At 37.7% G+C, this 11223-nt stretch carries 12 protein-coding genes and 1 other annotated feature; of the genes, 1 reads left to right on the plus strand and 11 read right to left on the minus strand.

Translation table 11 applies throughout. From position 1 onward, the window contains the following. Positions 1–100: 100 nt before the first annotated feature. The 8 genes from LWE_RS13755 to LWE_RS13790 form a co-directional block, all read right to left on the minus strand. Positions 101–1057 carry a LacI family DNA-binding transcriptional regulator gene (locus LWE_RS13755; RefSeq protein WP_011703375.1) on the minus strand — a complete coding sequence of 319 codons (957 nt, stop codon included), beginning with the start codon at positions 1055–1057 and terminating at the stop codon, positions 101–103. A 66-nt stretch (positions 1058–1123) separates the two neighbouring features. Then, positions 1124–2458 (minus strand): hemolysin family protein, encoded by a 1335-nt coding sequence (locus LWE_RS13760; protein ID WP_011703376.1) that lies wholly within the window; start codon positions 2456–2458, stop codon positions 1124–1126. Positions 2459–2575: 117 nt separating this feature from the next. Beyond that, a complete protein-coding gene (locus LWE_RS13765; protein WP_011703377.1) occupies positions 2576–3265 on the minus strand; it encodes an NAD-dependent protein deacylase in 690 nt (229 codons plus the stop codon). Between the two features lie 3 nt (positions 3266–3268). Beyond that, a complete protein-coding gene (locus tag LWE_RS13770; RefSeq protein WP_011703378.1) occupies positions 3269–3547 on the minus strand; it encodes a helix-hairpin-helix domain-containing protein in 279 nt (92 codons plus the stop codon). Continuing rightward, positions 3537–4745 (minus strand): multidrug efflux MFS transporter Lde, encoded by a 1209-nt coding sequence (lde, locus tag LWE_RS13775; RefSeq protein WP_011703379.1) that lies wholly within the window; start codon positions 4743–4745, stop codon positions 3537–3539. The genes LWE_RS13770 and lde overlap by 11 nt, the downstream gene beginning before the upstream one ends. 116 nt (positions 4746–4861) lie before the next feature. Next, positions 4862–5209, minus strand: coding sequence for an SH3 domain-containing protein (locus tag LWE_RS13780; protein WP_011703380.1), 348 nt, complete (start codon positions 5207–5209; stop codon positions 4862–4864). Positions 5210–5227: 18 nt separating this feature from the next. After that, positions 5228–5872 carry a fructose-6-phosphate aldolase gene (gene fsa, locus LWE_RS13785; RefSeq protein WP_011703381.1) on the minus strand — a complete coding sequence of 215 codons (645 nt, stop codon included), beginning with the start codon at positions 5870–5872 and terminating at the stop codon, positions 5228–5230. 140 nt (positions 5873–6012) lie between these two features. Continuing rightward, the gene (locus LWE_RS13790) at positions 6013–6702 is read right to left on the minus strand and encodes a Crp/Fnr family transcriptional regulator (RefSeq protein ID WP_011703382.1); all 690 of its coding nucleotides are present in this window, start codon (positions 6700–6702) and stop codon (positions 6013–6015) included. A 329-nt stretch (positions 6703–7031) separates the two neighbouring features. Here LWE_RS13790 and LWE_RS13795 point away from each other — a divergent pair, with 329 nt between their 5' ends. Continuing rightward, positions 7032–8759 (plus strand): ABC transporter ATP-binding protein, encoded by a 1728-nt coding sequence (locus LWE_RS13795; RefSeq protein ID WP_011703383.1) that lies wholly within the window; start codon positions 7032–7034, stop codon positions 8757–8759. 52 nt (positions 8760–8811) lie between these two features. On the opposite strand, the gene LWE_RS13800 is transcribed toward LWE_RS13795, so the two are convergent. From LWE_RS13800 to LWE_RS13810, 3 genes are all read right to left on the minus strand, one after another. Next, positions 8812–9063 carry a TfoX/Sxy family protein gene (locus LWE_RS13800; RefSeq protein ID WP_011703384.1) on the minus strand — a complete coding sequence of 84 codons (252 nt, stop codon included), beginning with the start codon at positions 9061–9063 and terminating at the stop codon, positions 8812–8814. Between the two features lie 19 nt (positions 9064–9082). Beyond that, entirely contained in the window at positions 9083–10366 is a 1284-nt protein-coding gene (gene serS, locus LWE_RS13805) for a serine--tRNA ligase (protein WP_011703385.1), read from the minus strand. A gap of 59 nt (positions 10367–10425) precedes the next feature. Further along, positions 10426–10647, minus strand: a binding site (T-box leader). Positions 10648–10699: 52 nt separating this feature from the next. Beyond that, positions 10700–11119, minus strand: coding sequence for a pyridoxamine 5'-phosphate oxidase family protein (locus LWE_RS13810; protein ID WP_011703386.1), 420 nt, complete (start codon positions 11117–11119; stop codon positions 10700–10702). Between the last annotated feature and the right edge of the window lie 104 nt (positions 11120–11223).

The raw sequence follows: 11223 nt of genomic DNA on the forward strand, positions 1-11223 counted from the left end.
GATGAAATGGGTTTCATGTCAAGTAATTTCATGAAAATAGTTTAAATAAGTTTTTTATTATCCCGAAAATAGTAAAACCAGTACCATCAAAAGTAATTTTTCACACTGTCTTTCTTCTAATTAGCTCATGTTCCACCTTTAGTTTTTGCACTTTGCCTTGTTCAAAAATAGAAAAAGCATTTCCTCCTAGTTTTTTCAGATGATGATCAAGCGTTGTAATTTCAAGCGCTTTACCAATAGGCAGATTTTCCTGTCCTAAAATGGCTACATCTTCTGGCACACGTAATCCCAGTTCTTTCAGATGATACATAACTCCCGCCGCGACCTCATCACCATTCGCATAAATCGCATCAGGCCAATCTTTCTCTTCCGAAAAAAAGTGTTTCCCCGCCTTTAAACCATCTTCCAGTGTATAACATTCTCCTAAAAACCGATTTTCACCAACGGAACCAAAAACTTGCTCATACGCATTAATTTTTCCATATGTACTAGTACTTTCTCGCGATTCGCGACCTGCTGTGAAAGCTACTTTTTTATAACCTTCATCTTGTAAAAATTGAAACCCTGCTCGGTAAGCCTTCACTCGGTCAATATAGGAGCATGATATCTCTTTGGATTCCACATATTCACACGCAATAATCGGACCATAAGCCAGATATGGTAAAATCACATCCCAATTATTGGCACGCGAAGTAATAATTAATCCATCTACTTGCTTCGTTTTCAAGCGCATTAAGTATTTTTCTTCTTCTTTTGGATCATATCCTGTTGGAAAAAGGGTTACCGAATAACGATTTTTAAAAGCCGCTTCTAAAATGCCATTCACAATTTTGTCAAACCACGGATGATCATTGTAAGGTATAATCACGCCAACCGTATTTGTTTTCCCACGCGCTAAATCCATGGCGCTGCGGTTAGGCGAATAGTCTAATTCATCAATAACGGCTTGCACACGAGCTCTTTTCTCTTCCGCAACATACGGATGGTTATTAAGCACACGCGAAACTGTCGTCACGGAAACTCCCGCTAATTTGGCTATTTCTTTAATATTTGGCATTTTAAAAACCTCATTCCTAAGAAAAAAGCGCGGACAGATTTCTCATACCGCACTTTTATTTTATCATTAAGCCATTTGTCCAAGTTCGTTTGTTTGGATGTCTTTTTCCACGCGAACCGAAACCAGTCTGGCATCATTCATTTCTTCTACTGTAAATCGTAGCGTACCGTATTCTACCACTACTTTATCATCTTCTTCAGGAATAGTTCCAGTTAAAGTAAGGACAAATCCAGCCACAGTATCTACGCCACGTGATGGAAGTTCCACGTGAAACATTTTATTGAAATCATCAAGTGTCATACGGCCTTCAACGATAAATGTCGTATCATTAATTTTCTTTACTTCATCAGAAAACACATCGTTTTCATCGTCAATTTCGCCAACAATTTCTTCTAATAAATCCTCTACAGTGATAATACCTGCCACACCACCATATTCATCCATCAGAATTGCCATTTGATTCCTAGTTCTTTGCATATTTTTAAGTAAGTCATCAATGAACATTGTCTCTTGTGCAAAATACGCATCTTTAACAAGCGACTTCACATCAATGTTTTCAAAACCTGACTTTCTCGCTTCCGCAAAAAAATCTTTCATATGCAGAATACCTAACACCGAGTCCTGATTGTCTATATAGACAGGAACTCTTGAAAAATTCTCACTTAATAATGCGTCACAAAGTTCTTCCGATTCTGTTTCGGCATCAACCATAAACGCATCTGTTCGTGGCACCATCACTTCACGTGCATATTTATTATCCATTTCAAATACACCACGAAGCATTTGTAATTCTTCTACCTCAATTACACCATCACGCCGACCAGTTTCAATGAGCAACTGCATTTCTTCCCGTGTCATTTTTTCATTATCTGTATTTTTCTCCATTCTTGTTAGTTTTACAAGAATATCTGTGGAAAATGATAAGAATTTTACGAACGGACGAAGCACAACACCAACTGCCATAATTGGTCGTACGGAAACGCGGGCAATTTTTTCTGATTTTTGGAGTGCTAAACGCTTTGGATAAAGCTCGCCGAATACTAATGTGATATACGATAACACAATAGTAACAACGATAATGGATAATTCTTTCGCAAAACTACTTCCACCAAAAACCGATTCAAGTCTAGTCGCAATGCTCGTTGCGGCCGACGCACTTGAGAAGAATCCTGCAAGTGTAATACCAACTTGAATAGTAGCGAGAAATTTACTTGGATCATCTACGAGTTTAGCAAGCATTACAGCCTTTTTATCGCCTGTTTCTGCTTGGCTTTTCACACGATTTTTGTTTAGTGATACAAGGGCCATCTCTGCTGAGGCAAAGAATGCGTTGAGCATTGTCAACACCACAATAAGAATTAACTGCAAGATAATCTGCTGACTCTCGGGGTCAGGGTTCATATGGAACTCTCCACTCCTTATTTTCATCGAGAAAACGAATGTTCATTTTCTCTAAATATTCCGGACAATTTACCGGTTAAGAAAATTTTATCATGCCACCCCTTTTACTGCAAGGTTTCAAATCTCCGCAAAAACTTTCACTGCATCATTTTCAATCATTTCAAAAGGATACGGAAGTGAAATTCGTTCTTTATTAACAGCAAAAACTCGCGCTTTGTTATTTCGATAATCCGTTAAATTACAAAACGGACTCACTCGAAAAGAAGTCCCCACAATGACTATCAAATCTGCTTGCCTCATAGCTTCAAGCGATTGATCTATTGCTCTTTCTGGAATTGCCTCTTCATAAAGAACCACATCTGGACGAACTATCCCCGAGCACTCTGAATGGATATCTGATTTCAAATAATCCTCTGCAGGAACACTCATTCCGCACTTCTGGCAATAACAATCATATAAACTACCATGAAAATTAACCACTTTTTTAGAACCAGCTTTTTCATGCAGTCCATCAATATTTTGTGTTATGATTGTGACATTTTTCTTTGACTCCATTTCTGCCATTTTTGTATGAATCAGATTTGGGACTGCATCTGGATAATACATATTTTCCATAACAAATTGATAAAATTTCTCTGGTTCACGAGTGAGGCATGTATGGCTAAGCATATATTCTGGGCTACTCATTCCTGCATACAGACCATTTTTCGAACGATAATCCGGAATTCCTGAAGGCACAGAAACACCCGCTCCAGTTAGAAAAACAATATTATCTGCTTTTTTTATCGCTTCCTTTAAATTATTCATTCTTCAATTCCTTTCGTTTATATGCTTTCTATCTTTCCAATTCCACCATTTTCGTAAATCAGCTTCTTGCTCACTATTCTCTGTTTCCGCAACGTATACTGCACAACGATACGTATATAGTACACATGGATCCATTCTCTCTCCACGTTTTTCACAAGTATCCTCATATAAAGCCAGTGGATTCTTCCCTATTAAATCAGAAACGTCCATAATTCCAATTTCATTTAGCATTCCTACCATTTTCCGACCTATTCCAGGTAATTTCATTAAATCAGTTGGCATGGTTTCCCTTCTCTCTATGCATTTTTTGATTGAAATAAAAACTGATTAATACATTGATAAAAATAAAACCAGCAACTACGAGGAACACATCTCCATAGCCAAAATGCGCTGCTACACTTGAACCAATAAGCGGTCCGATGACATTCCCAATGTATTGAAATGATTGATTATAACCAAAAATCCGACCTGAAACTTCTCGTGGCGTATTTTTTGTAAGAAGTGATTGAACTGCTGGCAATAAGGCACCATCCGTCAAACCAAGTAAGAAGCGCAGAATTCCTAATTGTAGTGGATTTTGCGCGAAAGCCATTGGTATCTGCAATAACATAGAGCCAATGAGGGCACCTAAAAGTATTCGCTCTGAACCGATTCGGTCGCCCCATCTTCCTAGTCTTGGCGCCGCAATAAGAGCTGCAACCCCTGGTACAGAAGCAATCATCCCACTAATAAACGCTATATTTTGTGCATTTCCTGCTAAATCTCGTACATACAATGTCAAAATCGGGTTCACTGAATTAGAAGCGATTTGAATCATCATCGTTGTAATAAACAAGGAAACAATTAAGCCAGGTTTTTCTAATGATAAGAAAACTTCTTTCCCTGATCGCATTTCCTGCTTTTCAAGCGGTGTAAATTTCTCTTTCACGAAGAAAAGAGTTAAGAAAAAACTACCTAAAAGAAGGACCCCTGTAATATAAAACACTGGTCTAACTCCAAATGAATCCGATAATGCACCTCCAATTAGCGGACCGATTAATACGCCTGATACGGCTGCTGTAGATAGTGCTCCCAGCGCCCAGCCACTACGATGTCGAGGAACCTGTGTTGCAATAAGTGCATTCGCTGTTGAAATATACCCTGAAAAAATACCCATCAAAAGACGCAAACCTACGAATTGATACACATTGCTAACTAATCCCATTAAAATCATCGCTATCGCCATACCTAATGCAGCACGTAAAAGCATGATTCGTCGTCCTTTTTGGTCAGCTAGCTTTCCCCATATTGGTGACATTATAGCTGATACTAAAAAAGTAGAACTAAGAGCAATCCCTGACCACAAGCTGACTTGATCCGGATTATGTACGCCTAATTCTTCAATATACAATGGTAAAAATGGCATGATTAAATTTAATCCGGTCCCGGTCAAAAAACACCCAACCCAGACAACATATAAATTCTTCTTCCAACTTTCCATAAATCCACCTAGATTCTTCTATCGTTATCCTTAATTATTCCACAAAAAAAGCGAAAGTAAAACTAAACCCTTCGCTTTTTTGCTATATTTACTTAAAATGTTCCACGTGAAACAATTTATGCTTCGAGATTTTCTCTTGGTACCCAGCCTGCTTCATTATCTTCTGTCACACACCAAACCCATCCATTAAGCTCGCGATTACTCTCTAATTTATCGCCAGGTTTCACGTTTAATTCGCGTGCAGAATAATCCTCTGTCACAGAGCCACTTTTCCCATCACTACCTAATTGAATAATTTGCTTGGGAACCCACCCTTCTTTTCCAGATGATTTCACTTTGCAAAAAATCCAACCTGGATATTCTGTGTCTTCTTCAAATACCCAGATAGAATCATTTTTATTAACAAAAAGGGGATTTGGATATTTGCTAATATGTTCTTTTTTTACAATAAATGTTTGATTCATCGTTAGAAACCTTCCTTGTCATTTTTTCGCTGCTTCCCAGTCTGCTAAGAATTTATCAATACCGCTGTCAGTCAGAGGATGTTTTAGCATTTGTTCAAATACTTTATATGGAACTGTGGCAATGTCAGCACCTGCTTTGGCACATTCAATAACATGAATCGGATGCCGCACACTCGCCGAAATTATTTCAGTTGGAATACCATGAATTTCAAAAATTTCCGCGATATCTCGAATAAGTACCAGACCATCATCACCAATATCATCTAACCGTCCTAAAAATGGAGATACGTATGTTGCGCCTGCCCTTGCTGCAAGTAATGCTTGTGTAGCAGAAAAAACAAGGGTTACATTGGTTTTAATACCTTCTTCTGTCAATACTTTCACTGCGGCTAAGCCTTCTCCAGTCATTGGTATTTTCACAACCATGTTCGGATGAATTTTTGCAATAACTCGGCCTTCCTCAATCATTTCATCTGCTTCTAAACTTACTACTTCACCGCTAATGGGCCCGTCAACAATGGATGTGATTTCTTGAATGACCTCATTAAAATCGCGACCTTCTTTCGCAACAAGTGATGGGTTTGTCGTTACTCCAGCAATGAACCCCATTCTGTTAGCCTTTTTAATTTCTTCTACGTTCGCTGTATCGATAAAAAATCTCATAAAAACATCCTCCTTTTCTATCAAGCGCTTTCAATTACAGAGCTATTATAACGCAAATGTATAAATAAAGCTTTGGAAGTGCTTTTTCCACAAAAAAAAGAATGCGTCTAGCATCCTTAAAAGTTTCACGTGAAACAAATTTATAAACGTGATTTATCCATCACTAGAAGAGGTTTTGGTCTATTTCTAATTATATCCTCTTTAATTAAATGCATGACTGTGTGTGCCACATATTCGCGTGATGTATTGGTGTATCTGGCAAGTACTTCTTGCGTAATTTCTTTTGGTAGCAATATCCCGTTATCAGAAAACGTTCCTAAAGTTTGAGCGCATTTGAGAATGGCTTTGCGAATTCGTTCTTCTTTTTTCAAAAAGCTTAGTTTTGCAAATGTATGAGCTTCACGTAATTCTTCTGCCATTACTTTAATCATGAAAAAGTTATTCTCATCATCTTTATCAAAAATAGAAAACAAAAAATTGCTGTCTACTTCCATAACTTCTCCGTGACCCAAGCTTTGCATTGAAACATGTGGGCTCCACTCATCATAAAAAAGATGATAAAGTCCAAAACTATCTCCTTTTTGCAAGAACCGAATAATGCATTCTTTACAACTTTCTTCTTCCATTTCTGCATCTTTTTCTACAATCATCCCGTATATGCCACTTAGAACAAAATATACCTTTGTCCCAGCTGGACTTAAACTTTCTAGAACCTCACCCTTCTTGGTGCTGATAACTGAGCAATATTCTTTGTAATTTGGATGTTCAAAACAAAGCTCCATTAATTTGCTAACCGTTAGATCGGACTTAAGCTCTTTTAAGAATAGCATATTCTCTCCTTTGCTATAATATATTGAAAAAACTCATCGTCATTATATCATAAACAGTATTTAAGAAATGCTGTTAATAGCTTAAGCCAAAATGGCAGAAAGCTTATTTAAGATAAATATCTTACAACTTATGGTAAAATACTTAATATTTATCACTTTATATATGCGAATTCGTCGCAAATTCGAACTTTTTGTTACTTTTCTTAAAATATTCTATTTGCGAAAATATTTCCATAACTACCACTTTAGACTGGTTTATTTTTAGATAAATTGATTATACTTAAAAAGAACTTACTATATGGTTGGTAAACTTAGAAAGGGTGAAAAAAATGGATCAGACTAAATATAGCTGGCGGAATTTTTTCCAGTTACTTATTAGTGCGAAACCGGCAAATTGGATCATTTTCTGTGCTTTGTTCGCCAGTGTCATCACGACCGTTGCTGGCCTAGTTGTGCCGCTTTTTACAAAAAATTTAATCGACGGTTTTTCGATAGCTTCACTTGATGGGAAAATAATCGCTCTAATCGTTCTTGCTTTTGTTTTGCAGGCAGTAACAAATGGTTTTTCAATATTCTTACTTAATTATATGGGGCAGAAAGTCGTAGCAACTATTCGAGGACGTTTGTGGCGAAAAATTGTACATTTACCTGTATCTTATTTTGATAATACGAAAACGGGCGAGATGGTAAGTCGTATGGTGAACGATACTGTGGTGGTTAAAGAACTTATTGCTGATCACTTTCCACAATTCGTGACTGGTATTATTTCTGTAGTTGGGGCAATAATTATTTTGTTTTTCATGGACTGGAAAATGACTTTAATCATTCTAGTTGCCGTTCCAATTACAGCACTTGTGGTTGCGCCTTTAGGTCAAAAAATGTTTAAAATTTCTAAAGGACTTCAAAGCGAAACAGCGGATTTCACTGGTTCTATTAGTCAAACTCTTTCGGAAGCTAGACTTGTGAAGGCTTCTAACGCAGAAATGATTGAAACAGAAGCTGGCCATCAAGGGATTAATCGACTATTTGGTTTTGGTATTCGTGAGGCGAAAGTAGTTGCTGTGCTTGGACCGCTTATTTTCTTTGTTGTTATGGGGGTTATTGTTGGTATCATTGGTTACGGCGGAATTCGTGTTTCTGCGGGAACCATGACTACTGGTACACTCATTGCATTTTTACTTTATTTATTCCAGATTATCGTTCCTGTGACCTCTTTTGCCACTTTTTTTGCACAACTTCAAAAAGCAAAAGGTGCGACAGAACGGATTGCGGATATTTTGAATGAAACAGAAGAAGATTTTGATGCTGGGAAAAAAGTAGATGTTAGTGGTAAAACGATTCGCGCGTCTGACATATCTTTTTCTTATAATGAAAACGAACCGATTTTAAAACATATTTCTTTTAATACAAAGCCAGGAGAAGTTATAGCATTTGCTGGTCCTAGCGGTGGCGGTAAATCGACTTTATTTGCGATTTTAGAACGCTTCTATCAACCTAAAACTGGAGACATCTTAGTTGGCGATGTTCCGCTTTCCGAGATTTCTATTAACTCGTGGCGTTCCCAAATTGGTTATGTTTCACAGGAAAGTGCTATGCTTTCTGGCACCATTCGCGACAATCTTTGTTATGGCTTAGACCGAGAAATTAACGAAGATGAACTATGGAATGTAGCAAAACTTGCTTATGCAGATGGCTTTATTTCCGAATTACCCGACAAAATGGCAACTGAAGTCGGTGAACGCGGCGTAAAACTCTCAGGAGGCCAAAGACAGCGAATCGCTATTGCGCGGGCATTTCTACGTAACCCTAATATTCTCATGTTAGACGAAGCAACAGCTAGTTTAGACAGCCAGTCCGAACAAATCGTTCAGCAAGCATTAGCAAACTTGATGGAAGGTCGTACTACTTTTGTTATTGCCCATCGCCTTTCTACTATTGTTAACGCCGATCAAATCCTCTTTATTGAAAATGGGGAAATAACTGGCCGTGGTACGCATAGCGAATTAGTTGCTTCTCACCCGCTTTATGCTTCTTTTGCAGAACAACAACTAAAATAACTATTTCCCGGGAAATAAAAACCGACGATGCTTTTCTTGCATCGTCGGTTTTTTATAAGGATTGATGAAACTTTTTGAGTTCATTTTTCTTCATTTCGTCTAAATCATGCCATCTGATACCCTGCACAGCACCTTCAAGCGCACATAATTCACTTAGACAAACGCTTGAATCATTTTCCCAAATACGTAAAAAGGCTTCTTTGCTTCCAACATTTTTTAGCTCATCGGGAGTTTTGATTCCCGCTTTGATTAAGTCCTGCTCTAGTACTTTGCCAATGTTTGGTAATTCGCTAAGGTTCGCCATTACAGTTCCTTCTTCCTTATTATTTTGGTAGTTCTATTTTCTCGATACCGCCCATATAACCTTGTAATACTTTCGGGATACGTACAGAACCGTCAGCATCTTGGTAGTTTTCCAAAATAGCAGCTACTGTACGACCTAGCGCTAAGCCAGAACCATTCAGTGTGTGCACATATTCTGGTTTACTTCCTGGTTCACGGCGGAAACGTATATTGGCGCGTCTTGCTTGGAAGCTTTCAAAGTTACTGCAAGAAGAAATCTCACGGTAAGAATCATAACTTGGAATCCAAACTTCTAAATCATATTTTTTAGCAGCTGTGAAGCCTAAGTCGGCAGTACACATACTTAATACGCGGTATGGTAATTCTAGTCGACGTAATACTTCTTCTGCGTTACTAGTTAATTTTTCAAGCGCCTCGTAAGAATCTTCTGGTTTAACAAATTGCACTAATTCTACTTTATTAAATTGATGTTGGCGAATTAATCCACGCGTATCACGACCAGCAGATCCCGCTTCAGAACGGAAACATGCACTAAATGCTGTATATTTTCTTGGTAAATCTTCTGCTTTTAAAATGTCTTCGCGGTGATAGTTTGTAACTGGAACTTCCGCTGTTGGAATAAGGAAATAATCTTCCGCTTCAATTAGGAAAGCATCTTCTTCAAATTTTGGCAATTGACCAGTACCTGTCATACTTGCACGATTAACCATGTATGGTGGTAACATTTCTTCATAGCCATGCTCGTTCGAATGCAAGTCCATCATAAAATTAATTAGCGCCCGTTCAAGTCTTGCACCTAATTTTTTATAAAAAACAAAGCGGCTACCAGTTACTTTCGCAGCATTTTCAAAATCAAGAATATCCAAATCTGTGCCTAAATCCCAATGTGCTTTTGGTTCAAAATCGAATGTGCGAACTTCGCCCCATTTACGGATTTCTACGTTATCGTCCTCCGATTCACCAACTGGGGTAGATTCATGTGGAATGTTTGGAATCGACATTAAAATCATATCTAATTTTTCATCAATTTCTCTTAGTTCGATGTCTAAAGTTTTAATACGGTCTCCAACAACACGCATTTCTTCAATCTTTGCATCTGCATCTTGTTTTTCGCGTTTTAATTTAGCAATTTCTTGAGATACTTCATTACGCTGACTTTTAAGCGCTTCGGTTTCCACAATCAATGTGCGGCGGCGTTTGTCTAACTCACCAAATTTCTCGAATTCACCAAGATCTTCTCCGCGGTTTTGTAATTTCTGTTTCACTTCTTCAAAATTATTACGTAACAATTTTACATCTAACATGCTAACTCCTCCTTTATTTTTTTCCATATAAAAACTCCCGTACTTTCCCGAATTAACAGGAAAGGGACGAGAGTTAACCGCGTTGCCACCCTTATTGGGATTAAATTAATCCCCAGCTTCATTTAGGTTTAACGGACCTTGCCGGAATGATTTACTCGCAAAAATTTGCTTTCCACCATTCGCTCCAAGATGGATTCATAAGGAAATTTCACCAGTTCGCACCACCCACTGGCTCTCTTTAGAAAATCTACCTCATTACTACTTCTTGTCTTCGCTTTTCGTATTAATTTAAAGTAATTCTATCGCATATCTGCTTAAATTACAAGCAAATCTTTAACCAATTAAATCAAGTGTATCCGGACCATCATCACCTGAATTTAAAATTCTAATTTGTTCGGGAACAATTTTTATAACAACAAAAGACGGTGAATCTTCGCCTTTGAACCATTCTTTAGAAATATTCTCCCAGATACTTTCTTTGACTGATTCATCTTCTTCCAAAGAAGCTAGACCTGTAATTTCTAGAAATGCCGAACCAGGCCCTTCATATCCGAGTAATACACTTACATGAGGATTTTTGCGCACTTCTTCCGTTTTTGGTAACTCTTTCCCTGATGGCGTATAAAGAGTCAAACCTTCATGGAAAAATGTCATATATCTAGCATGTGGAAAATCTCCTTGTACAGAAGTTAATACACCTACTTGATGATCGTCTAAAATGGCAAGAATTTTATCTTCTAGTTCATTTTTCATTGAAAACACCTTCCTTTGGTCATTTAGTGTTCCATTCCACTTGTTTTATGGCTTCAAACATTTTGCACTTGTTATCTCACTATCTATTTGCTATAAAGGAGTAT

It is taken from the genome of Listeria welshimeri serovar 6b str. SLCC5334, assembly GCF_000060285.1.
GTDB lineage: Bacteria > Bacillota > Bacilli > Lactobacillales > Listeriaceae > Listeria > Listeria welshimeri.

What these genes read in the sequence shown, in the direction of transcription:
- LWE_RS13755 (WP_011703375.1), bottom strand. Translation starts at nt 1,057, where the DNA reads ATGCCAAATATTAAAGAAATAGCCAAATTAGCGGGAGTTTCCGTGACG.
- LWE_RS13760 (WP_011703376.1), bottom strand. Translation starts at nt 2,458, where the DNA reads ATGAACCCTGACCCCGAGAGTCAGCAGATTATCTTGCAGTTAATTCTT.
- LWE_RS13765 (WP_011703377.1), bottom strand. Translation starts at nt 3,265, where the DNA reads ATGAATAATTTAAAGGAAGCGATAAAAAAAGCAGATAATATTGTTTTT.
- LWE_RS13770 (WP_011703378.1), bottom strand. Translation starts at nt 3,547, where the DNA reads ATGCCAACTGATTTAATGAAATTACCTGGAATAGGTCGGAAAATGGTA.
- lde (WP_011703379.1), bottom strand. Translation starts at nt 4,745, where the DNA reads ATGGAAAGTTGGAAGAAGAATTTATATGTTGTCTGGGTTGGGTGTTTT.
- LWE_RS13780 (WP_011703380.1), bottom strand. Translation starts at nt 5,209, where the DNA reads ATGAATCAAACATTTATTGTAAAAAAAGAACATATTAGCAAATATCCA.
- fsa (WP_011703381.1), bottom strand. Translation starts at nt 5,872, where the DNA reads ATGAGATTTTTTATCGATACAGCGAACGTAGAAGAAATTAAAAAGGCT.
- LWE_RS13790 (WP_011703382.1), bottom strand. Translation starts at nt 6,702, where the DNA reads ATGCTATTCTTAAAAGAGCTTAAGTCCGATCTAACGGTTAGCAAATTA.
- LWE_RS13795 (WP_011703383.1), top strand. Translation starts at nt 7,032, where the DNA reads ATGGATCAGACTAAATATAGCTGGCGGAATTTTTTCCAGTTACTTATT.
- LWE_RS13800 (WP_011703384.1), bottom strand. Translation starts at nt 9,063, where the DNA reads ATGGCGAACCTTAGCGAATTACCAAACATTGGCAAAGTACTAGAGCAG.
- serS (WP_011703385.1), bottom strand. Translation starts at nt 10,366, where the DNA reads ATGTTAGATGTAAAATTGTTACGTAATAATTTTGAAGAAGTGAAACAG.
- LWE_RS13810 (WP_011703386.1), bottom strand. Translation starts at nt 11,119, where the DNA reads ATGAAAAATGAACTAGAAGATAAAATTCTTGCCATTTTAGACGATCAT.